General features: G+C 73.9%; 21 protein-coding genes, 1 tRNA gene and 1 riboswitch. Of the genes, 10 read left to right on the forward strand and 12 right to left on the reverse strand.

Annotation, left to right across the window (positions count from 1 at the left end; all coding sequences use genetic code 11):
- The first annotated feature begins 56 nt into the window (after positions 1–56).
- Entirely contained in the window at positions 57–1,661 is a 1,605-nt protein-coding gene (locus ACIQU4_RS06495) for an ATP-binding protein (protein ID WP_403726608.1), read from the forward strand.
- Positions 1,658–2,398, forward strand: coding sequence for a response regulator (locus tag ACIQU4_RS06500; protein WP_403726611.1), 741 nt, complete (start codon positions 1,658–1,660; stop codon positions 2,396–2,398). The genes ACIQU4_RS06495 and ACIQU4_RS06500 overlap by 4 nt, the downstream gene beginning before the upstream one ends.
- On the opposite strand, the gene ACIQU4_RS06505 is transcribed toward ACIQU4_RS06500, so the two are convergent.
- On the reverse strand, positions 2,350–3,201 hold the full coding sequence (locus ACIQU4_RS06505) for a tyrosinase family protein (RefSeq protein ID WP_403726614.1): 852 nt from the start codon (positions 3,199–3,201) through the stop codon (positions 2,350–2,352). The two genes, ACIQU4_RS06500 and ACIQU4_RS06505, sit on opposite strands and share 49 nt — an antisense overlap.
- Complete coding sequence (locus tag ACIQU4_RS06510) at positions 3,198–3,602, reverse strand: tyrosinase family oxidase copper chaperone (protein ID WP_403726617.1); 405 nt, start codon at positions 3,600–3,602, stop codon at positions 3,198–3,200. The genes ACIQU4_RS06505 and ACIQU4_RS06510 overlap by 4 nt, the downstream gene beginning before the upstream one ends.
- Positions 3,603–3,894: 292 nt before the next feature.
- On the opposite strand from ACIQU4_RS06510, the gene ACIQU4_RS06515 reads away from it, so the two are divergent.
- The gene (locus ACIQU4_RS06515; protein WP_403726620.1) at positions 3,895–5,286 is read left to right on the forward strand and encodes a glutamate decarboxylase; all 1,392 of its coding nucleotides are present in this window, start codon (positions 3,895–3,897) and stop codon (positions 5,284–5,286) included.
- A gap of 38 nt (positions 5,287–5,324) precedes the next feature.
- Here the strand turns inward: ACIQU4_RS06515 and ACIQU4_RS06520 are convergent, their stop codons facing one another.
- The 3 genes from ACIQU4_RS06520 to ACIQU4_RS06530 form a co-directional block, all read right to left on the reverse strand.
- Complete coding sequence (locus ACIQU4_RS06520; RefSeq protein WP_403726623.1) at positions 5,325–7,820, reverse strand: Helicase associated domain protein; 2,496 nt, start codon at positions 7,818–7,820, stop codon at positions 5,325–5,327.
- A gap of 111 nt (positions 7,821–7,931) precedes the next feature.
- On the reverse strand, positions 7,932–9,680 hold the full coding sequence (locus ACIQU4_RS06525) for a sigma-70 family RNA polymerase sigma factor (RefSeq protein ID WP_403726626.1): 1,749 nt from the start codon (positions 9,678–9,680) through the stop codon (positions 7,932–7,934).
- 117 nt (positions 9,681–9,797) lie between these two features.
- Positions 9,798–10,595, reverse strand: a complete 798-nt coding sequence (locus tag ACIQU4_RS06530) for an IclR family transcriptional regulator (RefSeq protein ID WP_403726628.1) — start codon at positions 10,593–10,595, stop codon at positions 9,798–9,800.
- Positions 10,596–10,723: 128 nt separating this feature from the next.
- On the opposite strand from ACIQU4_RS06530, the gene ACIQU4_RS06535 reads away from it, so the two are divergent.
- Both ACIQU4_RS06535 and ACIQU4_RS06540 read left to right on the forward strand, forming a co-directional pair.
- On the forward strand, positions 10,724–11,362 hold the full coding sequence (locus ACIQU4_RS06535) for a bifunctional 4-hydroxy-2-oxoglutarate aldolase/2-dehydro-3-deoxy-phosphogluconate aldolase (RefSeq protein WP_403726630.1): 639 nt from the start codon (positions 10,724–10,726) through the stop codon (positions 11,360–11,362).
- Positions 11,363–11,364: 2 nt separating this feature from the next.
- Positions 11,365–12,372 (forward strand): sugar kinase, encoded by a 1,008-nt coding sequence (locus ACIQU4_RS06540; protein ID WP_403726633.1) that lies wholly within the window; start codon positions 11,365–11,367, stop codon positions 12,370–12,372.
- Here the strand turns inward: ACIQU4_RS06540 and ACIQU4_RS06545 are convergent.
- From ACIQU4_RS06545 to ACIQU4_RS06560, 4 genes are all read right to left on the reverse strand, one after another.
- Positions 12,369–13,253 (reverse strand): aldo/keto reductase, encoded by an 885-nt coding sequence (locus tag ACIQU4_RS06545; protein ID WP_403726635.1) that lies wholly within the window; start codon positions 13,251–13,253, stop codon positions 12,369–12,371. The genes ACIQU4_RS06540 and ACIQU4_RS06545 overlap by 4 nt on opposite strands.
- Positions 13,250–13,603: a serpin family protein gene (locus ACIQU4_RS06550; protein WP_403726638.1), complete on the reverse strand. Its 354-nt coding sequence runs from the start codon at positions 13,601–13,603 to the stop codon at positions 13,250–13,252. The genes ACIQU4_RS06545 and ACIQU4_RS06550 overlap by 4 nt, the downstream gene beginning before the upstream one ends.
- Positions 13,604–13,625: 22 nt before the next feature.
- Positions 13,626–14,375: a serpin family protein gene (locus ACIQU4_RS06555; protein ID WP_403726641.1), complete on the reverse strand. Its 750-nt coding sequence runs from the start codon at positions 14,373–14,375 to the stop codon at positions 13,626–13,628.
- A 205-nt stretch (positions 14,376–14,580) separates the two neighbouring features.
- Positions 14,581–15,912, reverse strand: a complete 1,332-nt coding sequence (locus ACIQU4_RS06560; protein WP_403726644.1) for a glycoside hydrolase family 18 protein — start codon at positions 15,910–15,912, stop codon at positions 14,581–14,583.
- 161 nt (positions 15,913–16,073) lie between these two features.
- Here ACIQU4_RS06560 and ACIQU4_RS06565 point away from each other — a divergent pair, with 161 nt between their 5' ends.
- The 5 genes from ACIQU4_RS06565 (at position 16,074) to ACIQU4_RS06585 (ending at position 20,063) form a co-directional block, all read left to right on the forward strand.
- Positions 16,074–16,835, forward strand: a complete 762-nt coding sequence (locus tag ACIQU4_RS06565) for an ankyrin repeat domain-containing protein (RefSeq protein ID WP_403726647.1) — start codon at positions 16,074–16,076, stop codon at positions 16,833–16,835.
- Between the two features lie 55 nt (positions 16,836–16,890).
- A tRNA-Trp gene (locus tag ACIQU4_RS06570) sits at positions 16,891–16,964 on the forward strand.
- 103 nt (positions 16,965–17,067) lie between these two features.
- A riboswitch (cobalamin riboswitch) is annotated at positions 17,068–17,144 on the forward strand.
- 56 nt (positions 17,145–17,200) lie between these two features.
- The gene (locus ACIQU4_RS06575; RefSeq protein WP_403726650.1) at positions 17,201–18,190 is read left to right on the forward strand and encodes an ABC transporter substrate-binding protein; all 990 of its coding nucleotides are present in this window, start codon (positions 17,201–17,203) and stop codon (positions 18,188–18,190) included.
- Positions 18,187–19,263 (forward strand): FecCD family ABC transporter permease, encoded by a 1,077-nt coding sequence (locus ACIQU4_RS06580; protein WP_403726652.1) that lies wholly within the window; start codon positions 18,187–18,189, stop codon positions 19,261–19,263. Before ACIQU4_RS06575 ends, ACIQU4_RS06580 begins: the two co-directional genes overlap by 4 nt.
- Positions 19,260–20,063, forward strand: coding sequence for an ABC transporter ATP-binding protein (locus tag ACIQU4_RS06585; RefSeq protein WP_403726654.1), 804 nt, complete (start codon positions 19,260–19,262; stop codon positions 20,061–20,063). The genes ACIQU4_RS06580 and ACIQU4_RS06585 overlap by 4 nt, the downstream gene beginning before the upstream one ends.
- 17 nt (positions 20,064–20,080) lie before the next feature.
- Here ACIQU4_RS06585 and ACIQU4_RS06590 read toward each other — a convergent pair whose 3' ends face one another.
- The 3 genes from ACIQU4_RS06590 to ACIQU4_RS06600 form a co-directional block, all read right to left on the reverse strand.
- The gene (locus ACIQU4_RS06590; protein WP_403726657.1) at positions 20,081–20,479 is read right to left on the reverse strand and encodes a VOC family protein; all 399 of its coding nucleotides are present in this window, start codon (positions 20,477–20,479) and stop codon (positions 20,081–20,083) included.
- A gap of 84 nt (positions 20,480–20,563) precedes the next feature.
- Positions 20,564–22,174, reverse strand: a complete 1,611-nt coding sequence (locus tag ACIQU4_RS06595) for a N,N-dimethylformamidase beta subunit family domain-containing protein (protein ID WP_403726660.1) — start codon at positions 22,172–22,174, stop codon at positions 20,564–20,566.
- A gap of 29 nt (positions 22,175–22,203) precedes the next feature.
- Entirely contained in the window at positions 22,204–24,597 is a 2,394-nt protein-coding gene (locus ACIQU4_RS06600; RefSeq protein ID WP_403726663.1) for a polysaccharide lyase 8 family protein, read from the reverse strand.
- Between the last annotated feature and the right edge of the window lie 52 nt (positions 24,598–24,649).

Here is a 24,649-nt window from a genome sequence, read left to right on the forward strand (position 1 = left end):
TGACCCCGGTCACCCTTGCGTTCATTGAGTTCACGGCCCGGTGCACACTGAGCGCCATGTTCCGTTTCCCTCGACCGCCGCGCAGCCTCGCCGGCCAGCTCTTCGCCATGCAGGTGCTGCTGGTCGCCGTGGTCGTGGCCGGCTGCGCGGTCTTCGCGTACGCCACCGCCCGCGGGCAGGCCGAGGAGGCCGCCCGGCGCCAGGCGGGGGCCGTGGCCCGCGCGGTCGCCGACTCCCCGTCCGTACGCGAGGCCGTACGCGGGGCCGCGGCCGGCGGTGACCCCTCGGCCGCGCTCCAGCCCTACGCCGAGCGGGTCCGCGTGGACTCCGGGGTGGACTTCGTGACGATCATGGCGCCGGACGGGCGGCGCTGGACCCACCCCGATCCCCACCGCATCGGCGAGCCCTTCATGGGGAACACCGCCCCCGCCCTGCGCGGCGAGACCTTCAGCGAGACCTACACCGGCACCCTCGGGCCCTCCATCCGCGTGGTCACCCCGCTCATGGACGACGGCCGGGTGACCGGCATGGTCAGCGCCGGCATCACCGTCCGCGCGATCAGCGCCCGGCTCGCCGAGCAGCTCACCGCCCTCGCCTGGGTCGCGGCCGGTGCCCTCGCCCTCGGCGGAGCCGGCACGTACGTCGTCAACGCCCGGCTGCGCCGGCACACCCACGGGATGAACGCGGCCGAGCTCAGCCGGATGTACGACTACCACCAGGCGGCCCTCCACGGGGTCCGCGAGGGCCTGCTCATGCTCGACGGCCAGCGCCGGATCACCCTCATCAACGACGCCGGACGCGAACTGCTCGGCCTGCGGGGGGACGTCCGGGGCACCGGCGCCGCCGATCTCGGACTGCCCGCCCCGCTCACCGGCGCCCTGCTCGCCGACCGGCCCCGCGTGGACGAGGTGCACCTGACCGCGGACCGGGTGCTCGTCCTCAACAGCTCTCCCGTCGCGGGCGGCGGCCGCCGCGGCACCGTGGTCACCCTCCGCGACCACACCGAACTCCAGTCGCTCACCGGCGAGCTGGATCAGGAACGCGGATTCACCGAGGCGCTGCGCTCCCAGGCCCACGAGGCCGCCAACCGGCTGCACACCGTGGTCTCCCTCATCGAGCTCGGCCGCGCGGACGAGGCGGTGGAATTCGCCACCGCCGAACTGGAGCTGGCCCAGGCCCTCACCGACGAGGTCGTCACCGGCGTCGGAGAGCCCGTCCTGGTGGCCCTGTTGCTCGGCAAGGCCGCCCAGGCGCACGAGCGCGGAGTCGAACTGGTCGTCACCCCCGACAGCCGAGCCGTCGTCGGCCGCACCGGAACCCTGTCGGCCCGGGACCTCGTCACCGTGCTGGGCAACCTCCTCGACAACGCCGTCGACGCCCTCACCGGCGTCCCCGGGGCCCGGATCGCGGTCACCGTCCGGCCCGACGGGGACGGACTGCTGCTCCGCGTCGCCGACAACGGCCCCGGGCTGCCCGCGGGCGCCGCCTCCGATGTGTTCCTGCGCGGCTGGTCGGGCAAGGGGGAGGGGCGCGGCCTCGGCCTCGCCCTGGTCCGGCAGGTGGCCCACCGGCACGGCGGCAGCGCGGTCGTCGCCGAAGGGCCGGGCGGGGGAGCCGAGTTCACCGTACGACTGCCCATGCGAAGGGAGCCGACAGCATGAGCGACGAAGCCCGCGAGGCTCGCGAGACCCCCGGGGCGCCCGACGTGCGGGTGCTGGTGGTCGAGGACGACCCCGTCGCCGCCGACGCGCACGCCCTGTACGTCGGCCGAGTGCCCGGCTTCACCGCAGTCGGCGCCGTCCACTCGCTCGCCGGGGCCACCCGCGTCCTGGAGCGGACCCGGGTCGACCTGCTGCTGCTCGACCTCACCCTGCCCGACGGGCACGGGCTGCGCTTCGCCCGCCGGCTGCGGGCCTCCGGGCATCCCGTGGACGTGATCGTCGTGACCTCGGCGCGGGACCTGGCCGTGGTACGCGAGAGCGTCTCGCTCGGCGTGGTCCAGTACGTACTGAAGCCGTTCGCCTTCCCGACGCTGCGCGAACGGCTGCTGCGCTACGCCGAGTTCCGCGCCACCGCGGGGGAGGCCGCCGGCCAGGACGACGTGGACCGGGCGCTCGCCGCCCTGCGCGCCCCGGGCCCCGCCGAGCTCCCGAAAGGGCTGAGCGCGCCGACCCTGGACCGGGTCGGCGCGCTGCTGCGGGCGGCGCCCGAGGGGCTGACCGCAGCGGGGGCGGCCGAGGCGGCCGGGATCTCGCGGATCACGGCCCGCCGCTACCTGGAGCACCTGGTGGACACCGGGCGGGCGGACCGCACCCCCCGCTACGGGCAGGTCGGCCGCCCCGAACTGCACTACCGCTGGCTGGCGGCGGCCGGGACCGGTTCCGTGTCGAAGGTGTAGAACTTCCGGTGGTCCAGCAGGTCGGCCGGGGCCACGTCGTTCCACGGTCGCATGGTGTCGTGCAGGTCGACGACGTTCGCGGTGCCGGCGGCCGGCAGGTACGTGGACTGCGGGTGGCGGGCCTGCCACTCGGCCCACAGCTTGTCGATGTAGGCGTGGTGCATCCAGAACACCGGGTCGTTGGGTGAGGCCCCGGTGGCCATCTGGCCGCCGACCCAGACGTGCACCCGGTTGTGCAGGTTGGCGCCGCGCCAGCCCTCCAGGTGGTTGCGGAAGCCGTTCGAGGAGCTGTTCCAGGGGGCCATGTCGTACACCGGCATGGCGAGGACGGCTTCCACCTCGGCCTTGGTCGGCAGTTCGGCCACGCCCTCGCCCAGCGCGCGGCGCAGGTAGGCGCGCCCGTCCACCCGTACGTTCACATTGAACTTCCCGGTGGCGTACGCGAACGGCCCGTCCATGACCTGCCCGTCGCGGGCCCGGCCGGTGCCGCCGAGGAAGTCGGCGGCCCAGAGGGAGGAGCGGGAGGTGCGGTCCGCGGTCCAGTCCCAGTACGGGAGCGAAACCTTCGGATCCACTTTCTGCAGCGCGGCCTCGAACTCCAGCAGGAAGCGGCGGTGCCAGGGCAGGAAGGAGGGGGAGCGGTGGCCCACCCGGTCGCCCGAGTCGGTGTCGTTCATGATGAACCCGTTGTGGGTGGTCACGAAGCGGTCGTACGAGCCGGTGCGCTTGAGTTCGAGCAGCGCGTTGGTGAAGGCGCGCTTCTCCTCGGGGGTGAGGGCGGCCTGGTTCTTGCGGACGGTCATGCCGTGCCTCCCATGGGCGCGAAGGGGGCGAGGACGGCGCCCTGGAGCTCGCGCACGGCGGCGCGGGCGAGCGAGGTCGGATCGGCGAAGGTCTCGTAGTGGTTGACCACGCTGATCCAGGTGCCGTCGGCGTTGCGCATGACGTGCAGTTCGCGTCCGTCTATCCGGACGGTGGGCAGGCCGTCGTGGCCGCCTCCGTGATGGCCGCCGTGGTGGCCGCCCCCGGCCGCGCCCGGGGTGATCTGGATGCGGCGGCCCTGGTACACCTCGTCGACCGTGCCGGTGGGTATGGAGGCGCGGGAGTCGGCGGCGGCTGCGTGCGCGGTGGCGCCGGCTATGCCGAGGGCGGAGAGTGCGCCGGCTGCGGTGCCCAAGGCCTGCCGGCGGGTGATCTTGTTCATGGGCCGAAGAACTATCAGGACGGCAGGGGCCGTTGACCGGTATCCGGACATCAGCGGATAAGTTGCCGATAGAACCACTTGGTCGATCTTCCCGTCCGAACCGACTCCAGCGACCCGGACGGGAAGATCTTCGTACAAAAGCGTACTGGACAGTAAGTAATCCGGTCGCACACCGCCCCCATGGAGGGGGTCACGCCGCGGAGTCGGCCGGAAACTCTCGGTGGCGCATCTGAATTCTCCACTCAGGCGGCTAAAGCGATATTTGTGAGGATCAGTCACTTATAGTCCGGATATGGCTCTCCACGAGACGAAAGACGCGAACGCCGTCGACGCCGACACGGACGTTTTCGCGTCCGCGCTGAGCGGCCAGGTCCTCCCGAAGTACCGGATGCCCGAGGACCACTCGCCCACCGAGGTGGTCTACGAGCTGCTCAGCAACGAGCTCCTCCTCGACGGCAACGCGGCACAGAACCTGGCCACCTTCTGCACCACCTGGTCGGACGACGGCGTGCACCGCCTGATGAACCTGTGCCTCGACAAGAACATGATCGACAAGGACGAGTACCCGCAGACGGCCGAGATCGAGGCCCGCTGCATCAACATCCTGGCCGACCTGTGGAACGCACCGTCCGGAGTCCGGGCCACCGGCTGCTCCACCACCGGGTCCAGCGAGGCCGCAATGCTCGGCGGCCTGGCCCTCAAATGGCGCTGGCGCACCCGCCGCCAGGCCCAGGGCCTCCCCGTCGACCGGCCCAACCTGGTGTGCGGGCCGGTCCAGATCTGCTGGGAGAAGTTCGCCCGCTACTTCGACGTCGAGCTGCGCCAGGTCCCGCTCGAGGCGGACGCCACCGGGCTGCGCCCCCACCAGCTCGCCGAGTACGTCGACGAGAACACCATCGGCGTCGTCGCCATCCTCGGCGTCACCTACACCTGCGACTACGAGCCCGTCGCCGAGATCGCGGCCGAACTCGACCGGATCCAGGCCGAGCACGGCTGGGACGTCCCGATCCACGTGGACGGGGCCAGCGGCGGCTTCGTCGCCCCCTTCCTCCACCCCGCCGTGGTGTGGGACTTCCGGCTGCCGCGCGTCGCCTCCGTCAACGCCTCCGGGCACAAGTACGGGCTCGCTCCCCTCGGCGTCGGCTGGATCGTGTGGCGCACCGGCGACCTGCTGCCCCCGGAGCTCGTCTTCGACGTGGACTACCTCGGCGGCGACATGCCGACCTTCGCCCTCAACTTCTCCCGCCCCGGCGGCGAGGTCATCGCCCAGTACTACCTGTTCCTGCGGCTCGGCCGCGGCGGCTACCGGCGCGTCCAGCAGGCCTGCGCCGACACCGCGCAGTACCTGGCCGGGGAGATCGCCAGGATGGGCCCCTTCACGATCCTGTACGACGGCACCGGCGGCCTCCCCGCCGTCTCCTACCGGCTCACCGACCAGGCCGCGGCCGGCTTCAGCCTGTACGACCTCTCCGACCGGCTGCGGATGCGCGGCTGGCAGGTGCCCTCGTACCCGCTGCCGGCCGACCGCGACGACACCGTCATCCAGCGCGTGCTGATCCGGCACGGCGTGACCCGCGACCAGATCGCCCTGCTCGTCACGGACCTGCGCAACGCGGTGGAACACCTCACCGCCGCACCCCCGCCGGTACCGGCGACCGAGCCCCGCTCGGGATTCCACCACTAGTCCGTGCCCCGGCTGGTCCGTGCCCCGGCCGGGCGCGCTCAGGCGGGCGTCGACCAGCGCATGCCGAGTGCGTCGAGGGCGGCGATCCGGTCCGGGGGCAGGGCCGATGCGCGCGAGCGCTGATTCGCGATCCAGACACCCAGGCGGACGTCCTGCGCGCCGACCCGTTCCACATGGGCGCGCGGGACCCGCAGGTGCTGCTCGCGGGTGTGGAACCGGCGGGCCGCGGCGAGGTGTTCCGCCCACTTCTCGGCCTGTGTGCGCCGCGGCCGCGGGCGCTCGGACGCGCTCGCCTCCATCACCCCGAGCGTGTGCTCCAGCAGCCAGCGCTGCGCCCAGGTCAGCTGCTCCCAGGCCAGCCGCTGACCGCGTACCCACCGGCCCAGGTCCTCGCCCTGGACGACCACCTCGCCGGGGGCGAGCGGCAGCCGGCCGCCCGCGTCGAGGTGGACGCGGGTCAGGTGGAAGGCGCGCTGCCAGGAGATGTCCCAGGCCGGGCACCACGACGCGTCGATCTCCTCCAGGGCCTCGCGGCGCTCCTCCGACAGGGCGCCCGGGCCCTCGCGGCGGGCGGCGGCCCGCTGGTTCTTGACCCAGACCCCGACCGGTGCTCCGCGCCAGGTGGCCTCCGCCGGGGGCAGCAGGTGGCCGTGTTCCGCCGCCCAGCCGCGGGCCGCCGCGAGCCCCTCCTCGTACGCCACGTCGAAGTGGCTCCACACCATGCCGAGTTCGTCGAGCTCCGCGACCCGCCCCCGGCCGAGGGCGCCCCGGCGGTGGGTGCGCCGCACGTCCGCGATCCATTGGCCGAGCGGGAACCGGGCCAGCCCGGGCGGCCAGGCCTCGGCGGGGGCCTGCGGACCGGCCTGCGGACCGGCCTGCGTACCGGCCTGCGGACCCGGCACGACGGGCGGCCCGGCCGGCACCTTGAACGCGAACGGCACCCGCAGATCCCCGGCCCCGGCCGCGTAGACCCGGGCGGCCTCCACCCCGCGCCGCCAGTGCTCGCGCTCCGGATGCAGCACCCGCAGCCGGATGAACGCCGCCAGCAGCGCCGGATCCCGCGGGGTGGAGAAGCTCAGCAGGGCCCGCGCCCCGGCCCGCATCCCGGCTTCGGCTCCCGCTCCGGCCACGGCCTCGGACCCCGCCCGCGGCCGGCTCGGCGCCTGCGGCTGAGCCAGCGATTCGACCAGCCGGGTGTCGTGCGCCCGCAGCGCCTCCAGCAGCCGCGCGAGGTCCCCGTACGCCCGCGAGGTCAGCATCGACTCGGCGCTCTCGTCCGGCCCCAGCAGTACGGGCACCACCAGCGAGGCGACCTTGCCCTCGCCGGGCTGGATGCGCAGCGCCCGCCCGACGGCCTGGACCAGATCCGGCATGGACCCCCGTACGTCGGCCCAGAAGACGGAATCGCACTCCTTGGTGTCCACGCCCTCGCCCAGCACCCGGACGCTGCCGAGGAAGGCCTTGTCCGCGCCCCCGTCCGCCGCGAACTCCGCCAGCACCCGCCGCCGGTGCGCCGCCGTGTGCTGCCCGCACAGCCAGTCCGCCCAGACCGTACGGGGGTACACCGGCTTCGGCGCGTCGGCGGCGGCCCGTAGCCGCCGCGCCACCGCCGGCAGCCCGGCGGCGAACGCCTCGGCCTCCCGGGTCAGGTGATGGAAGACGAGGGTCCGCCGGAACCCCTGGTCGGCGGCGGCCTTCACCAGCGCCGCCTGCAGGGCCGCCAGCCGGGACCCGCGCACGGCGTCGGAGCGCGCGTCCGCGCCCAGCAGCACGGCCGCCTGGAACCCCGGATCGCTGACGTCCACGCACACCACCCGGTACGGGGCGCAGATGCCGCGGTCGATGGCCTCCGCGAGGGTCAGGGTGTGGCAGCGTGCGCCGAAGGGGCCGCCGGGGTCGTCCTCCATGGACGCGACGAGCTCGCCCCGCCCGCGGCCGCTCTCCTCGCCCTCCTCCGCGCCGTCCGCCCAGACCCGGGGCGTGGCCGTCATGTACAGCCGCCGGACGGAGGGGATCCGGGTGTTGTCGTGCACCACGGCCCACGGTTTCCCGATCCGGCCGGACGTACGGTGCGCCTCGTCGACCACGATCAGGTCCCAGCCCGGCAGCCCGGCGAGGTGGGCCTGTTCGATCGTGCCGAGGCCCAGCGAGGCGTACGTGGCGTATACCGTCACCCGGTCCGCCGACGGGCCCGCCCAGCGGGCCAGTTCGGCCGGATCGGTCGTGGCCGGCATGCCCGCGTCCGTGGGGCGCAGGGAGCACACCGCGAGCGCGCGACCGGTCCGGCCGCCCTCCCGCCAGGCCGCCGCCGTCTGTACGAGCAGGTCCAGCGAGGGCACGAGCACCAGCACCCGCCCGGCGCGCAGCTCCTCGGCCGAGCGCACGGCGACCAGGGACTTGCCGGAGCCGGTGGCCATGATCACCTGGGTCCGCAGCCCGGCCCCGGGCACCCGTCCACCGGCGGGCAGTTCCAGCGCCCGGAGCACCGCGTCGACGGCCTCCCGCTGGTGCGGACGGAGCTCTTTCCTCGCCATGCGCCCTGCTCCGTCCGCTCGCTTCGGCTCTGATCAGCCCTTTCGGCTCCAGACTCCATCCTGCACGAAATGTGAAGCGTGCGGGTCCGCGCCGCGAGCGGAGCGTCCGGATCACATCTTGGCGCCGAAGTTCTGCGTCCACCAGGGGCCGCCCGGGCCCGTGTGGATGCCGACGCCGATGTCCTTGAAGGAGCAGTTGAGGATGTTGGCGCGGTGGCCCGGGCTCTTCATCCACGAGTCCATGACCGAGGCCGCGGTCTGCTGGCCCCGTGCGATGTTCTCGCCGTACGTCGACCAGCGGTACCCGGCGGCCGTCGTCCGCTTCCCCGGGTCGGCGCCGTCGGGGTTGGTGTGATCGAAGAAGTCGCGGGCCGCCATGTCGTCGGAGTGCCCCTGGGCGGCCGACCGCAGCTGCGGGTCCTCCTTCAGGGGGCCGCAGCCGGCCGCCGCGCGCTCGGAGTTGACCAGCGCGATGACCTGGCCGGCGACGCCCGCCGGGGCGGGTCCCGGAGCGGGCGCCGAGGGGCGCGGAGCCGGAGCCTTGGACTTGGTCGGCGTGGGACTCGGCGTCGGGCTCTCGGCGGACGGGCTCGGCGAGGCGGATGCCGAGGGGGAGGGGGACGGGGAGGCCGACGCGGAGGGCGAGGCCGAGTCCGAGGGGGACGCGGAGCCGGGGTCGGGGGCCGCCAGCGCGGACAGCGGGGCGGCGGGCGAGGCGCCGGTGTCCTTGTCGCCCGAGCCGGGGAACCCGCCGAGGTACGCGAGCCCGCCACCCGCGACGCACGCGGCGAGCACCGCGCCGCCGACCGCGCGGCGGCGGCCCTGGCGGCGCTTGCGCAGGACGCTGCGGCCGCCGCCGGCGGTGACGTCCGGTACGCCGCCCTGGGCGGAGACCGTGGGGGTGAGCTGCGTCGCGGCGTCGGAGGCGTCCGTGCCGTCGAAGCCCGTGCTGTCGAAGCCCGTGTCGAAGCCCGTGCCGTCGAAGCCGGTGCCCGCGCCCGCGCCGCCGTCGTACGCGTACGCCGCGTCGGCCGGGGCGAAGCCCGCGCCCGCCGGGACGTAGCCGGCGGCCGCGGCCGACCGTATGCCCGCCAGCAGCGCCATCGAGACCGGGACCAGGGCCAGGCCCGCCAGCAGCCCCTCCGCCGGGAGCAGTCCGCTCCACAGCCCTGCGCACCGTACGCACTCACGCGCGTGCCGGGCTATTCGCTTGCGCCACAGCGTCGACGGCACCCCGTTCCAGGTGCCCGTGACCCCACGCAGACCCTCGCACGGCGGCTGCGTTCCCAGCGCCCGCTCCACCACCCGGGCCGACTCCAGCTGCGCCTTCATCCGCTGTACCCGCACCGCCGTGTGCTGCGGGGACAGTTCGAGGGCCGTGGCCACCTCGGCACGGGTCAGCTCGCCGGCGCACTCCAGCCACCACAGCGACAGCAGCGCCCGGTCGTCGGTCTCCAGCCAGCGGGTGGCGCGGGCCGTCTCCCGCTGCTGGCCTTCGAGCTGGAGCCGCAGGACGGTCAGGTCCACGAAGTCGGCGCCCGGGTCGGCCAGTTCCCAGGCGGCTTCGAGCCCGCTCTCACCGGGGGCGCTGTGCCGCGCCTGCCAGTGCGCCCGCACCCGGTTCATGGCGATCGCGACCAGCCAGGAGCGGAAACTGTCGTCCGACCGCAGGGTGCCGAGCCCGTCGAGCGCCCGCAGCATGGTGTCCTGCACCACGTCGTCCACGTCGACGGAGCCGTTCAGGGCGCGCCCGACGATGTTGTAGACGAGCGGCAGATAGGTGCCGACCAGCTCGTCCTGCGCGCGGGGATCGCCCGCGCGGGCGGCTGCCACCAGCTCTGCCGTGTGCTGTGTAGTCATGTGAGGTTCCCTGTCCGTACCGGCGGTCGATGATGCCCGATACCTGGGAGACCGTCGAGGGCGGCCCGGATAACGGTTATCCGGAAGAAGAACCTGAAGAAAATTCTTCTGCGCGGTTCACAGCAGTGGGGCGAGTGCCTCCGTAGCCGCGCGCAGGGCCGGCGCGTACGCCTCGATCTCCTCGCGGGAGACGAGGAAAGTCACCGTGGTGACGCTGACCCCGCCGATCGGGCGGCCCTCGGGGTCCAGGATCGCGGCGCCGATGCACCGGATGGTCGGCTCGTTCTCCTCGTCGTCCACGGCGAACCCCCGGGCCCGGACCGCCTCCAGCTCCGTCAGCAGGGCCTTGGGACCGGTCAGCGTCCTCGGTGTGCGGCGTGGCAGTCCCGCGCTCGCGATCAGCGCCCGTACCTCCTCCTCGGGCAGGTGCGCCAGGATGGTCTTGCCGATCGCGGTGCTGTGCAGCGGCATCCGCATCCCGACCCGGGAGGCCGTCTGGAACGGCTGGTCGCTCTCCAGCTTCCGGATGTAGGTGAGCGTCTCTCCGCTGTGCAGGGCCAGGTGGACCGTCTGGCCGACCGCCTCGCGCAGCTCGCCGAGGATCCGTCCGATGCTGTGCGGCTCGCCGCCGCTGACCAGGGCGGACAGCCCGCGCAGCCGGGGGCCCACCCCGTACCGCGATCCGCTTTCCGGGCGTACGAAGCCCTGCTCGGTCAGCGAGGCGAGGATCCGGTAGGCGCTCGACTTGGGCACGGCGGCCGCGGCCACCACATCGGTGAGCCGGTGCGGGCCGCCCGGCGCGGCCACGGCCTCCAGGATCCGCATCGACTTCTCCAGCGCCGTGCCGGCGGCCGAGGTCCGGCCGCCGCGCGCGGGGCCTGCGGCGGCGTCCTTCGTGGGCCCGTCGTGGGGCATGCGCTCTCCCAGTGCAGGGCGGGTGGGGGTAGGGTCTGTGGGAAGTGGTTCCGCTATACGGTACTGCGTTCCACTATGTGGAACAAGTGGCGTGTGGGCAGCGGACCAGAAGGAGAGGGAGGGGTCCTTTGTCCTGCCACCCGTACGACGCGATGGCCGCCCAGCGCCTGCTGCCGGTCCTGCGCAACGCCGACGCGGACGAGGCCGTCCGCCGGACCGCCGCCCTGCTGGCCGCCGGCTGCCGCGTGGTCGAGCTGACCACCTCCACCCCCGGCTGGGCCGAGGCCGTAGCCCGGACCGCCCCGCTCACCGACGCGCACGACCGGCCCGCCCTGATCGGCGTCGGCACCGTCACCGCCGCCGACCAGGCCGAGACCGCCCTCGACGCGGGCGCGGCCTTCCTGATCTCCCCCTACCCGGCTCCCGAGGTCCGGGCGGTCGCCGCCCGGCGCGGGGCGGTCTTCGTCGAGGGCGGCTTCACCCCGGGCGAGATCGCCTCCGCCGTCCGGTCGGCGGGCGCCGCCAAGGTGTTCCCGGCGCACGTCGGCGGGCCGCAGTTCATCCGCTCCCTCAAGGCGGTCCTGCCCGGGGCGCTGTTCATACCGACCGGCGGCATCCGGCCCGCCGAGACACGGGAGTGGCTCGCCGCCGGGGCGGCCGCCGTGGGCATCGGCAGCGGCCTGCCCGACGATCCGGGCGAACTGGCCGCCGTCTTCGCGGCTCTGGCCCGGCCGTGCTGCACCGGCTGCGCCGCGGCGGGGCGCTGAGGATGGCGCCCGCGCCCCGTACCGGCCCTTACACCGGCCACGACACCGGCTACGACGTCCTCGTCCTCGGTGAGGTCCTCGTCGAGATCCACGCCGACAGCGCCCTGCGGGAAGCCGCCGACGGCACCGCGGCCCGTATCTCGTACTCCGGCGACGCCCTCAACGCGGCGGCCGCCGCCGCGGCCGCCGGGGCCCGGACCGCCCTCCTCACCGTCGTCGGTGAGGACGAGCTCAGCGTCCCGCTCCTGCACCGCGCGGCCGCGCTCGGCGTGGACGTCTCCCACGTGCGCAGCGCCCCGCGCCCCAACGGCGCCTATCTGCTCGCCTCCGACGCCGAGGGCGACCGGGCCTTCGTCTACTGGCGCACCCACAGCGCGGGTTCCACCCTCTCCACCCGGCACATCGAGTCCTGGCGGGACCTGCTGACCGGCACGAAGGCACTCGTCACCAGCGGGATCACGGGCGCGCTGTCCCCGAGCAGCCGCGAGGCGGTGGTGGCCGCCGCCCAGACCGTGCGCGGCGCCGGCGGGCACGTCTCGTACGATCCCAACTTCCGCCCCCGCCTGACCGGTCGGGTCGAGGCCCGCGAGCTGCTGGCCCGGATCGCCCCGCTGACCGGGCTGCTCAAGACCTCCTGCCCGGCCGACGCCGAGGCCCTGGTCGGCACCGCAGATCCGTGCGCCGCCGCCGCCCGCTACCGGGCCCTTGGCGCCCGCACGGTCGTGGTCACCGCGGGCGCCGGCCGGCTGCTGCTCGACGACGGCACCCGGGCCGAGTACCACCCCGTACCGGTCAACCCCGATCCGGTGGACGCGACCGGCGCCGGGGACTGCTTCACCGGCACGACCACCGCCCGGCTCGCCCTCGGCGACGGCCTCGCCGACGCCGTCGCGTACGGCATGGCGGCGGCCTCCCTCTCGGTCTCCGGCCGGGGCGGCACCGGCCGCGTCCCGGCGTTCCCCGAAACGGCGGCCCTGGCCGCCGCCCACCGCGGGCGCGGCCACGGTTAGACGGCTGAGAGCAGCGCGATCTCCTCCGGGGACAGCCGCAGCGCCCCGGTGGCGATGTTCTCGACGAGGTGGTCGGGGTTTCCGGTACCCGGGATCGCCAGTACGTGCGGGCCGCGGTTCAGGGTCCAGGCGAGCCGCACCTGCGCCGCCGACACGCCATGGGCCTCGGCGACGGCCCGTACCGGCTCGGCCTCCTCCGTGACCACCCCGGCCTCCTTGCCCGCGCCGGCGATCGCGAAGAACGGCACGAAGGCGGTGCCCTGCTGCCCGCACGCGTCGAGGAAGGCGTGGTCCTCGGCCGGGGAGCCGATCCCGTACGGGTTCTGTACGCAGACGACGGGAGCGATGGCCCGGGCCTCGGCCAAGTGGTCGGGCCGTACGTTGGACACGCCGAGGTGGCGGATGAGCCCGGCCGTGCGCAGCTCGGCGAGCGCACCGAAGTGCTCGGCGATCGATCCCGTGGTCTCCCGGCGCGGGACCCGCAGGTTGACCACGTCCAGGTGGTCCCGGCCCAGCTGGCGCAGGTTCTCCTCGACCTGCCCGCGCAACTGCTCGGGCGTGGCCCACCACCACTCGCCGGCGCAGTCGCGGCCCGGTCCCACCTTGGTGGTGATGACGAGGTCTTCGGCGTAGGGGGCCAGCGCGCGGTTGATCAGCTCGTTGGCGGAGCGCGAGGGGGAGAAGTAGAAGGAGGCGGTGTCGATGTGGTTGACGCCGAGCTCGACGGCGCGCCGCAGTACGGAGACCACCCGCTCACGGTCGGTGGGGGAGCCGTCGGCGAGGTGCGTCAGGCGCATCGCGCCGAAGCCGATCCGGCGGACGGCGAGGTCGCCGAGCCGCCAGGTGCCGGATGCTGCCGCGGTGATCGTTTCGGAGGTCATGGCGCGAGGGTAACCGGCTCGGCGACCCAGCCCGCGGCGAGCACCAGGCGGGAGGTGCGGTGGGCGGCGAGGAAGCCGAAGGGCCGGTGGAACGCGACCTCGGCCCGGCGGACCCGGTACCGGTAGTGGGGGAGGGCGCAGCCCGGGACCGAAGCGAGGGCGGTCACGGCCGCGGCTTCGAAGCCTTCGGCGTGGAAGCGGGCCATCGCCGACTGCCGGGCCGAGCAGATGGCCAGTGGGGCGGAGCTGATCCCGGGGAAATGCCCGGAGCCGGTGTCCGCAGCGGTGTGCAGGCCGAACAGCCCGGCATGGTCGAGGAGATCGTGGTCCGCGCTGACATCGAAAGCCACCGCCTTGACCCACAAGCAGGGTTCACGATCGGTCGAACGGACCGTCCCGATGCGCAGCCCCGGCCCCGGGTTTCCCTCGGGAAGCAGGCTCGCGCCCGTCGACGGCACGGTCCGGGTGACGACGGAGGTGCCGGCCGCGAGGACCTTCGACGGGCGGGCGGCCGGTCTCGCCCAGCACCAGGTGGACGTCCACCCCGCCGTCGCCGACCACTTCGAGCAGCGTCACCGGGCCGGTCGGCGTGTGTGCCACCCGGGCGCGGTCCAGGAGGGAGGTGCTGCGGTACAGCGCGAGTGCCGACCGCCCGGCCCACGGGCCCTCGGACAGATCGACGGATCCGGTTCGGAAGGGCCGGGTCCACTTCAGCCGCAGCGCGAGCGCCGAGGCGAGGACCAGCAGGGTGTCCCTCTCGATGGGTAGGGGCATCCGCTCGATCAGCCCGCCGGTCCGGTCCGCCGCCCACCCGTCGAGGGCCTTGCGGTCGGTGCCCTCGTCGCCGGTCAGGGTGGCGCGGACGCCGTCCGGGAGTCCGGTCAGCCAGGGTTCGTGCAGGGGGAGGTGCGCCTTGGTCCACAGTCCGGTGGCCGCCTGGAGGCCTCGTACGCCGGTCAGGGCGGTCAGCAGCTTCCGGGCGGCGTCGGCCGCGGACCCGGCGGGTATGCCGAGGGCTTCGGCGAGCTCGGCGCGGGCCGGTCCGCCCGCGCCGTCGGCGAGGAAGGCCAGCAGGGGCCAGATCCCGGCCGCCGTGAGGACGGTGCCCTTCTCGCCCGTCACCGCGAGCCGGGCCCAGCGTGCGGTGAGTTGGTCGACCGCCCGTACCGTCGTGCTCTCCAGGGCGGGGAGCGTACGTGGTGGGACGCCGCCGGGCCGGGTCGATTTCCGCGGCCCGGCGGCGCCGGTCTCTCGGCCGGTCTTGCTGCCGGTTTCGCTGCCGGTCTCTCGGCCGGTTTCGCTGCCGGCCGGCCGGCCGGTCGGTCGGTCAGCGGCCGTGCAGGCCCCGGTCGACGGCCGTCATCAGCTCGCCGTCGGCGGTGTCCGCGTCCAGGGACCAGAACATCGCGCCGCCCAGCCCGTTCTCGCGGATGTACTCCGTCTTGGTCCGCAGCACCTGCGGGTCGTCGTACGTCCACAGAGTGCTGCCGTCGAACAGCCAGGCGTGGCCGCCCCGGCGGTCGCGGTAGACCTTGTACGTGCCCGAATCGGCGAGCTTCTTCAGCGCCTTGTAGTCCTCGTACCCGGCCGCCCAGGTCGCCGGCGCCGGGCCCGTCGCCGGCTGTCCCATGCCGTCCCCGCCGCCGCTGACGCCGGTCCAGCCCTGCCCGTAGAACGGCATCCCCATCACCAGCTTCTGCGCCGGCGCCCCTCGGTGGCGCCAGGCCTCCACCGTGCCGGCCGCGCTGAAGTCGCCGCGGGCGTGGAGCGCGGACTGCTGGGCGGTGGTCGGCTCGCCGGAGACGTGGAAGTCGTAGCCCTGGAGCGTCACGAAGTCGAGGTCGCGCATGATGCGGCGGACGTCGAAGCCCGCGTCGATCTTGGCGGGGGCTGTCGGGACGAACGCCGTCAGCTCGTACTTCTCCTTCCGTTTCTGGCCGCGCGCGTACGCGTCGAGCTGCGTGCGGAACTCCTTCACCAGCGCCGCGAAGTTCTGCTTGTCCTCCGGGCGGTACGTGGTGTCCGTGTCACCCGCCGAGCCGGGCCACTCCCAGTCGAGGTCGATCCCGTCGAAGAGGCCGGCCGCCGCGCCCGCTCCGCCGCGGGCGCCGTCCTGAGGCAGGTTGCCCTTGATGTAGAGGTCGATGCAGGACTGGACGAGGGCCTGGCGGGAGGCGGGTGTGAGTGCGGCGTCCGAGAAGTGCGTGGACCAGCTCCAACCGCCCAGCGAGAGGAGGACCTTGAGGCCCGGGTGCTTGGCCTTGAGCTCCCGCAGCTGGTTGAAGTTCCCGGCGAGCGGCTGCTCGGCGCTGTCGGCTACGCCGTCGACGGAGTTCGCGGCGTCGAGCGGGCGCACGTAGTCGGCCCATGCGTCCGCCTCACCCGGCACGTTGCCGGTGAAGCACTTGCCCTCGGCGCTGATGTTGCCGAAGGCGTAGTTGATGTGGGTGAGCTTGCCGGCGGTACCGCTCGTCTCCAGGTCCTGGACCTGGAAGTCCCGTCCGTAGACGCCCCATTGGGTGAAGTACCCGACCCGCTTGTACGAGCGGTCGTGCCCGGTGTCGGCCTGCGCGGCGGCGGCGGCGGCGGGTGCGAGGGCGGTGAGCAGGGAGAGGGAACAGGCGGCGACGGCCAGCCTGCCGGGCATGCTGCGGCGCATGGGCTTCCTTTGCGGAGGCGGGAGCGGTGCGGGACGCGTGCGCGGTGCATGCCGGAAACTATTGGTCTGGACCAGATGGGTCAAGGGGGCGTACGAAACCCGGGCGGCGGCCGCGCCGGCCTCGTAGCCTGGGCTCCGCCCACGGAAGGAGGCTCCCGCCCATGCCGAACCCGTCAGCGCCCCCGCCGCTGATCCTCGATTCCGGCGATCCGCTCGCCGTCGCCGTCACGGCCGCGGTCGAGGGCGGCGACGTACCCGAGCTGCGGCGGCTGCTGGACGCGCACCCCGGACTCGCGGCCGGCCGCATCGTCAAGCGGTGTGCGGGCGCCGGCGAGCGCAGCCTGCTGCACATCGCCACGGACTGGCCCGGCCACCGGCCGGACACCGCGCTGGTGATCCGCACCCTGGTCGCCGCCGGGGCCGACCCGATGGCCCGGTTCGTCGGGGCGCACGCCGAGACCCCGCTGCACTGGGCCGCCGGCAACGACGATGTGCAGGCCCTCGACGCCCTCGTCGCGGCCGGAGCCGACATCGCCGCGCCGGGCGCGGTCATCGGCGGCGGCACCCCGCTCACCGACGCGTGCGCCTTCGGCCAGTGGCGGGCCGCCCGCCGGCTCCTCGAACTCGGCGCCCGCCCCGGCCTCCACGAGGCCGCCGCCCTCGGACTGCTCGACCGCGTCACGGGGTTCCTCGCCGCAGGCTCCCCGTCCGCCGGCGAACTCACCGGCGCCTTCTGGTCCGCCTGTCACGGAGGTCAACTGTCCGCCGCCCGGTACCTCCTGTCCGATCGCGTGGACGTCGACTGGATCGGATACGGCGACACGACCCCGCTGGATGCCGCCCTGACCAGCGGAAACGATGCCCTGATCGACTGGCTCCGGACCGTCGGCGCCCACACGCGGGCCGAACTTCCAGCCGCCTGACCCACTAATCCATTTGGATCGCCGCGGCGCTCCATGTCAGAGTTTCCCTCACCGAAGGGGTGTAGCTCAGCTGGTCAGAGCGCTGGTCTCCAAAACCAGATGCCGCAGGTTCGAATCCTGCCGCCCCTGCAAGAAGTACGAGGCGTCGGGCCCGTCCCCTCCACGGGGGCGGGCCCGACGGCGTTTCGCGGCAGTCTGGCAGACTGGGGCGAACCACCCAAGGCGGTGCAGGACAGGAAACCGGTGCGAATCCGGTGCGGTCCCGCCACTGTGACCGGGCCCCGCGCGGGGCCCGGGAGTCAGACACTGACGCACTGCCTCTTCACGTCGACCAGGGGACGAGGATCCCCCGGAGAGGCTTCGCCATGCCGCGTTCCCGCGCCGTTCTGCGCGCCCTTGTCCCGATTGCGCTCCTGATACCCCTGGCCGCCTGCGGCGGTCCGCCCTCGGCGGGAGGCGGGGTCGCGGACGCGGCCGCCGCGCCGGGGTTCCCGTACACCGTCACCAACTGTGGTGTCAGCAGCACCTACCAGGCCCCGCCGCAGCGGGCCGTCACCATGAACCAGCACGCCACCGAGATCCTGCTCGCCCTCGGCCTCCAGGACCGGATGGCCGCGACGGCCTACCTCGACGACTCCGTACTGCCCGCGTACCGGCCCGCCTACGACAAGATCAAGGTGCTGGCCGAGGAGTACCCCTCGAAGGAGGTACTCCTCGGTGCCGACCCGGACTTCGTCTACGGCGGCTATGCAAGCGCCTTCGACAAGGCGCAGGGACGCGACCGCGAGGGACTGGCCAAGGCCGGCATCAACTCCCGGCTCAGCGTGGAGTACTGCAGCACCGGCCCGGTCGGTCTCGAACAGCTGAAGACCGAGATCACCGAGGTCGCGCGCACCTTCGGCGTGCCCGAGCGAGGCGCCCGCCTCATCGAGGACGAGCAGCGCCGCATCGACGCCGTCACCGCCCGGGTCAAGGACAAGGCCAAGCCGGCCGTCTTCGTCTACGACTCCGGCGAGGGCACCGCCTTCACCTCAGGAGGAGGCGGCATCGGCAACGAGATCGTCTCGCTGGCGGGCGGGACGAACACCTTCGCCGACCTCAAGGACACCTTCGGTGACGTGTCGTGGGAGAAGGTCATCGAGCGGCGGCCCGAGGTCGTCCTCATCTACGACTACGGCGGGACCACCGTCGAAGCCAAGAAGCAGCGCCTGTTGAACGACCCGGCGCTCGCGGAGGTTCCCGCCGTCAAGAACAAGCGGTTCGTGGTGCTGCCCCTGTCCTCGGCGGTCCTCGGCGTGCGCGTCGCCGACGCAGTCGAGTCCCTGGGCGCCCAGCTCCACCCCGACGCCGCGTGAGCCGACCCCGTACGACGACTGCGCCCCGTACGCCCCGAGCGCCCCGTACGCCGGTCGTCCTCGCCCTCCTCGCCGCGGCGCTCCTCGCGTCGGCCGTCGCGGGCCTGGCCCTGGGGCCGGTACGGATCGCCCCCGGCCAGGTCCTCGACATCGTGCTCGGCGGCCCCGGACAGCGCACCGGGGCGTTCGCCTCCATCGTGTGGGACGTGCGGATGCCGCGGGTGCTGCTCGGGGCGGTCGTCGGAGCCGGGCTCGCCGTGGCCGGGACCGTCCTGCAGGCCCTCGTACGCAATCAGCTCGCCGACCCCTTCCTGCTGGGGGCCTCCTCCGGGGCGTCGCTGGGCGCCGTCCTCGTCGTCGTCTTCGGCGCGGGCGCGGCGGGAGCCCTTGGCGGCATCGGCGCCCTGGGCGTGCCGGCCGCCGCGTTCGCCGGATCGATGGGGGCGCTCGTCGCCGTCTATGCCGTGGCCCGGCGCGGAGGCACCATGACCACCGGGCGGCTGATCCTCGCCGGGGTCGCCGTCCAGTACATCCTGTCCGCGCTCACCAGCCTGGTGCTGGTGCTCGCCGCGCACCCCGACCAGATCCGCTCCGTCCTGTTCTGGACCCTGGGCGGCCTGGGCGGGGCCCGCTGGGACGAACTGGCCCTGCCCGCCGCCGCACTGCTCGTCGGCACCGCCCTGCTCACTGCGCTCGCCCGGCCGCTCGACCTGCTCCTCGCGGGGGAGGAGGGGGCCCGGACCCTCGGCCTGGACACCGGGCGCTTCCGCGCAGCCGTCTTCGTCCTCACCTCCCTCGTGATCGGCGTGCTGGTCGCCTACAGCGGCGCCATCGGGTTCGTCGGGCTGATGGTTCCGCACGCCGCCCGGATGGTCGTCGGCGCCGGGCACCGGGCGCTGCTGCCGGTGGCCGCACTGGGCGGGGCCGTGTTCCTGACCCTGGCCGACCTGGTCGCCCGTACGGCCGCGGCGCCCGAGGAGATACCGGTCGGTGTGGTCACCGCGCTCGCAGGCGGACCGTTCTTCCTGTGGATGCTGCGCCGCTCCACACGGGTCGAGGGGGTGGCGGGATGAGCGGGCGGCAGCCGGTGGAACTCGCCGTCGAGGCCGTGCGTTACGAGACCGACGGGCACACGCTGCTCCACGGAGTCGACCTCACCGCCCGGCCCGGCGAGACGGTCGGCGTGGTCGGCCCCAACGGCAGCGGCAAGACCACGCTGCTGCGCTGCGTCTACGGCGCCCTGCGGCCCAGCGCCGGCCGGGTGCTGCTGGACGGCGCGGACGCGGCGCGGCTGGGGGCCAAAGACCGGGCCCGGCGGATCGCGGTCGTCCCGCAGGACGCGGCGGGGACCTTCGGGCTGACCGTCCGCGAGGTGGTCGCGATGGGGCGCAGCCCGCACAAGCGGTTCTGGGAGCAGGACGGCCCGGACGACGTCCGGCGCGTTGCCGAGGCGCTGGAGACCGTCGGCGCGGGCAGCCTCGCGGGCAGGCGGTACGACGGGCTCTCCGGCGGTGAACGCCAGCGCGCCCTGGTGGCGCGCGCCCTCGTCCAGGAGCCGGGCCTGCTCGCCCTGGACGAGCCGACGAACCACCTGGACATCCGCTACCAGCTGGAGATACTGGCCCTGGTCCGCGCCCTGCCGGCCACCGCGCTGCTCGTGCTGCACGACCTCAACCTGGCGGCCTCGTACTGCGACCGCCTGTACGTGCTGGCGGGCGGCCGGGTGGCCGCCTCGGGGACACCGTCGCAGGTGCTGACCGAGGATCTGCTGGCCGAGGTGTACGGGGTCCGCACCCGCATCACCACCCACCCGGTCACCGCCGCCCCGAACATCGTCTACCTCCCGCTCGACGGGGAGGGAGCGGGAGGCTGACGCATCGGTCGGGCGGGCTAGCCGGCCGTGGGCTCCTGGTAGCCGTACGGGCGGGTGATGATCTCCATGCCGTGGCCCGACGGGTCCAGGAAGTAGACGCCGCGGCCGCCGTCGTTGTGGTTGATCTCGCCGGGCAGCTTCATGTGGGGGTCGGCGAAGTACGGGATCCCGCCCGCCCGGATCTTCCCGAACGACACGTCGAATTCCTCCTCCGAGACGAGGAACGCGTAGTGCTGGGTGGCGAGGGAGTCGGCCGGCACGGTCGCGAAGTCGAGGGTGACGCCGTTGGCGGTCTCGACGGGGACGAACGGGCCCCACTCGGTCCCGACCTCAAGGCCGAGGACGTCCGCCAGGAATTCGGCGGCCTCCCGGTTGTTCCGGGAGTGGACGATCGTGTGGTTCAGCTGTACTGACATGAGTGAATGCCTCCGCAAGGCACATCACGGCACCTCCATGCCTCACCCGGTCGGTGACCGACACGCGATGCCGTGATCACGATCCTAAGCCCCGTACACCGCCTTGACATTGTCCTGCGCGGGGTGGGCGCGCCCCGCAGGGCCGGCGGCGAACGCCCGCAGCAGGTTCTCCGTCACGCGGGTGGTCAGCGCGCCCGCCTTCGCGTCGAGGCCGTGGTTGGCGCCGCTGCGGCCGTCGCCCGTCGCGTCCAGGGCCTCCACCCACCGCATGGTCCCGGTCGCGAACACGCCCGCGCCGCTCGGCGCCGTGTAGTACGCCGTGTCCTGGTGGCTGGGCCGGCCCTCGCACACCACGGGGGAGTGGGCCACGATCTCGATCGGCCGGGGCGTCGGGAACCCGGTGTCGACCTTGTCGTACTCCACCCCCACAAGGTGCGCGAACCGGTCGCCGGCCTGTACGCCGGTGCCCTCGAACAGCCAGTGGCCGGGGTGGGTCACCACGTACGGGGCGTCCACCGGGTAGCCGTCGTAGATCACACCGAGCAGCGAGCTCTCCGGATCGGCGCCTGGCGCCGAGCGGAAGTCGACGGTGGCCGGCCGGCCGCGCTTGAATCCGGGGTCCTGGTCGTAGGCGGACTTGTAGCAGACCACCGTACGGTCCGGACCGAGATCGGAGGGCTCCAGCCGGATCCGGCGGAAGCAGCAGTTCGCGCCGAGGACCGCGATGTTGGTCCCGGCGTCCCGGGCGGCGGTGAAGTGGGCCCGCTGCTCGGGCGACCAGTACTCGTCGTGGCCGAGGGAGACCACCGCCGCGGCCCCTTCCAGCAGCCGCTTCTCCCGCGCCACGTCGGTGGTCGTCGCGTAGGCTAGGGGTATGCCGAGCCGCTCGGCGAGGGCGATCAGCGGGGCCTCGTACACGAGGAACAGGCCGGCGCCGTCGTCGTACTCGTACGGACGGTCGAAGGTGACCGAGAGGGAGCGCGAGGCGTAGCCGCCGCTGGGGCCGTCGTAGCTGCTGTAGCCGCCCCACCGGTTGTAGGCCTGCCAGGTCGCCACCGCGTTCACCACGACCGTACGGCCGGCGCTCCCCGCCGAGCGGACGGTGAGCGGGACGAAGCGCTGGCCCTCGCCGCCCTGTGCGTCGAGCCGCAGCAGGTAGCACCCCTCGGGCCAGTCCTTGGTGTCGACGGTGGTCGTACGGGGCCACCGGGTACGGACCATCCGGGTCGCGGCATCCACCGTGTGCTCGGGCTGACGCACGCCGGGCAGCGCCTCGGAACGCCAGACCAGCCGGGCCCGGGCGCCGCCGTACCAGCCCATCCGGTAGGCGGAGACGGTGAACCGGGGCGCCGTGGTGGACACGTGCAGGCCGAAGGACTCGCCGGGCAGGACGCCGACCTTGTCGGCGAAGCCCTCGATGGCCCGAGCCGCCCCGGCTCTGGTCACACGCCAATCGGCATGCCCCGGCTTGGCGTTCTCGGCCTTGACGTCGAAGCCGACAGGTCCGCCCTTCCCCGCTGCCCCGCTGGGCGCCGCCCCCTTGCCGTCACTCTTCCCGGCTGCCCCGCCGGCCGCTCCGTTCGCGCAGCCGGCCACGGCCCCGAGCCCGGCGGCGGTGGCCGCTCCCGTCGCGATCGCGAGGAACCGCCGCCTGCCCGCGCCGTCGCCGGCCCCGGCTATGTGCTCATGATCCATGAAGCGCACGCTATGTCACCCTTGACGCCTCACCCCATCCGGACCACCACCTGCTGGCCGGCGCCCGCCGCCGCGGTGAGGTTCCCGAAGTCGAGCCGCAACCGGGCGCCCGTGGCCTGCGAGACCAGGCTCGGCGGGCGGGACAGCACCGCGGCGACGGGGCGGTTCCACACCAGCGTCAGCGAGGTCAGAGCCCGGGCCGGGTCCGCTACGCAGACCGCGGCCGTGCCGTCCGCTCTCTCCCGGACCGTCACCGAACAGGGTGCTTCCGCCTCCAGCGGACCGGCCGATCCGGCCTGCCAGAAATTGACCCCGGTGAAGCCCAGTGAGGGCACCGAGACACCTTGAGCCGTCTCCGAGTTGGCGAGTACGGAGAGCCACCCCGCGGCGGCGGCTCTGGCCGCGGTCCGGGCCACCGTAGCCCCCGGCAGCACCTGGTGGACGTACCCGGCGCCGGCCGGGTCCTTGCCGTGGTCGTACCAGAGGGTGAGGTAGCGCCGGGTCAGGGCCGTGGCGGAGCCGCCCCGGTTGATCTCGCTCCACCGGCCGGTGCGCGCCTCCCGCAGCGCCTTGAACGAGCCCGGGCCCGATATCACGTACCCGCCGAAGCCCGCCAGATGAGCCCAGCCGGGGGAGGGGAAGGCCGCCGACCAGCCGAGGGCGGCCGGCTGGACGGTGGCGCCCACGGTGAGGGCATGGGTGCCGGCGGCGCCCAGATTGCGGTTGTCGATCATCGTCTCGACCGCGGTCCCGTCCGAGCAGCGGATCCCGGCCCCCAGGCAGACGATCGTGTCGTCGAGGAAGAACCAGGACTTGCGGGCCGTGAGCGTGCTGCCCAGGCCCCGCAGGTGCTGGCCCAGGGACGCGAACTCCCCGTCGGTCGTCCCGCCCACCCAAGCCGCGTCGGGCCGGGACGCCCCCCAGTCACCGCCCGCCCCGTCGGCGAGCACCTTCCGCGACACCGTGGTCCCCGGCAGCCTGTACGGGTCCACCGTGGGCCAGAAGGCGTCCGAGTACTGGCCGTTGCCGTACGTGGCCCCCCACCAGGAGAGCATTCCGCTCCCGGTGTGCCAGCCGCGCAGGTTCTCCCCGTTGCCCGTCTCGTAGTGGGCGATCCGTTTCGAGGCCATGGACAGCGAGGCCGCCCAGCCGGGCCGCCGGTGCGTGGCCCGGTCCATGGAAGCGAACACGCGGTGCCCGACCGGCTCGGGCACCGCCGTGACCGACGCGTCGGACTCGACCTGCGCCAGGCGGGCGAGCGAGGACAGGGCGAGTCCCGTGTCCGCGAGGGGACGGCTGTAGTGGGCCCGGGCCATCCAGCCCTTCACCAGCCCCCGCCAGCGCGCCCGCTCGACGGCGCTCGCACCCTCCGCGAGGAGCAGGATCGCGGCGAGCACGGCATGCCCCCGGGCATGGTCGTCCTGCTGCACCTGCCGAGGATCGGCGACCATCAGACCCCGGCTCACCGCCCGCCCCGACACGGCGTCCATGACCAGCCCGTTGAACAGGAACGGCGCCCAGGCCCGCTCCACCGCGTCGAAGGCGATCTGCGCCCCGGGGTCCGTGACCTCCCACGCAGTGCCCCTCAGAAGAGCGAAGAGCATGCCCAGCCCGCCGAGCAGCACCGCCCCGTACGTCCCCGTGTACGGCACCCAGGTGTGCTGGACGAACGACCCGTCCCGGTAGAGCCCGTCGCCCGAGGTGACGTACGGGAACACCGGCGCGAGCGCGTCCCGGGCCAGGGCGATCTTCGCCGAGTCCCCGCCGACCACCCCGCGCAGCGCCAGCACCCGGCACAGGTCGACCCGGTTCGCCCCCGTACCGGTCCCGGTGTACGAGCCGACGACCGAGTCCGGGACGAAGTGGTCCACGGCCGCGCAGGAGTCGGCGAGCCGGGCGGCCGGCAGCTCCTCGTACAGCAGCACGCACAGGTCCAGCAGGGCCTGCGGGGCGCCGATCTGCCAGCAGTACCAGTTGCCGTACCGCACCTGGCCGGCGTGGTAGGCGTCCGTGTGCAGATGGTCCAGCCCGGTCAGCAGGGCCGAGCGCAGCCCGGCATCCCCGGTGAGCCCGGTCCCGGGCCGGGCGTAGGCCTCGGCCATCGTCCGCAGCCGGTAGTAGCTCTGCATCATCATCTCGGGGTCGCTGCCGTACCCCAGGTCGGGCCAGAGCGAGCCGGCCGCCGGGACCATGGCGGAGCGCCACCCGCCGGCCAGGGCGCCGAGATCGGCGAGTCTCGACCGGAACGGCTCGGCCGCGGCAGGGATGTCACCGCCGAGGAAGAGACCGCGCCACACCGCCCGCATGGCGTCGTGGACCTCGTCCGCCGGCGCGGCCCCCGCCCGCACGGCGGGCGCTCCCAGCAGGAGCGCACCCCCGCCCGCGGCCGAGAGGAAGGCGCGCCGACTCCACACGTCTGTCATCGCATGCTCCTTGTCCGAACCCGTACCGGCCCCCGCCGGCCCGTCACTTGCC

The organism is Streptomyces sp. NPDC090741, from assembly GCF_044769045.1.
Classification (GTDB): Bacteria; Actinomycetota; Actinomycetes; order Streptomycetales; family Streptomycetaceae; genus Streptomyces.

Excerpts from the sequence above, each read along its gene's own strand:
- ACIQU4_RS06515 (WP_403726620.1), top strand. The coding sequence starts at position 3,895 with ATGGCTCTCCACGAGACGAAAGACGCGAACGCCGTCGACGCCGACACG.
- ACIQU4_RS06530 (WP_403726628.1), bottom strand. The coding sequence starts at position 10,595 with ATGCCCCACGACGGGCCCACGAAGGACGCCGCCGCAGGCCCCGCGCGC.
- ACIQU4_RS06525 (WP_403726626.1), bottom strand. The coding sequence starts at position 9,680 with ATGACTACACAGCACACGGCAGAGCTGGTGGCAGCCGCCCGCGCGGGC.
- ACIQU4_RS06495 (WP_403726608.1), top strand. The coding sequence starts at position 57 with ATGTTCCGTTTCCCTCGACCGCCGCGCAGCCTCGCCGGCCAGCTCTTC.
- ACIQU4_RS06600 (WP_403726663.1), bottom strand. The coding sequence starts at position 24,597 with ATGACAGACGTGTGGAGTCGGCGCGCCTTCCTCTCGGCCGCGGGCGGG.
- ACIQU4_RS06585 (WP_403726654.1), top strand. The coding sequence starts at position 19,260 with ATGAGCGGGCGGCAGCCGGTGGAACTCGCCGTCGAGGCCGTGCGTTAC.
- ACIQU4_RS06560 (WP_403726644.1), bottom strand. The coding sequence starts at position 15,912 with ATGCGCCGCAGCATGCCCGGCAGGCTGGCCGTCGCCGCCTGTTCCCTC.
- ACIQU4_RS06590 (WP_403726657.1), bottom strand. The coding sequence starts at position 20,479 with ATGTCAGTACAGCTGAACCACACGATCGTCCACTCCCGGAACAACCGG.
- ACIQU4_RS06500 (WP_403726611.1), top strand. The coding sequence starts at position 1,658 with ATGAGCGACGAAGCCCGCGAGGCTCGCGAGACCCCCGGGGCGCCCGAC.
- ACIQU4_RS06510 (WP_403726617.1), bottom strand. The coding sequence starts at position 3,602 with ATGAACAAGATCACCCGCCGGCAGGCCTTGGGCACCGCAGCCGGCGCA.
- ACIQU4_RS06540 (WP_403726633.1), top strand. The coding sequence starts at position 11,365 with ATGGCGCCCGCGCCCCGTACCGGCCCTTACACCGGCCACGACACCGGC.
- ACIQU4_RS06545 (WP_403726635.1), bottom strand. The coding sequence starts at position 13,253 with ATGACCTCCGAAACGATCACCGCGGCAGCATCCGGCACCTGGCGGCTC.
- ACIQU4_RS06520 (WP_403726623.1), bottom strand. The coding sequence starts at position 7,820 with ATGGCGAGGAAAGAGCTCCGTCCGCACCAGCGGGAGGCCGTCGACGCG.
- ACIQU4_RS06505 (WP_403726614.1), bottom strand. The coding sequence starts at position 3,201 with ATGACCGTCCGCAAGAACCAGGCCGCCCTCACCCCCGAGGAGAAGCGC.
- ACIQU4_RS06595 (WP_403726660.1), bottom strand. The coding sequence starts at position 22,174 with ATGGATCATGAGCACATAGCCGGGGCCGGCGACGGCGCGGGCAGGCGG.
- ACIQU4_RS06575 (WP_403726650.1), top strand. The coding sequence starts at position 17,201 with ATGCCGCGTTCCCGCGCCGTTCTGCGCGCCCTTGTCCCGATTGCGCTC.
- ACIQU4_RS06565 (WP_403726647.1), top strand. The coding sequence starts at position 16,074 with ATGCCGAACCCGTCAGCGCCCCCGCCGCTGATCCTCGATTCCGGCGAT.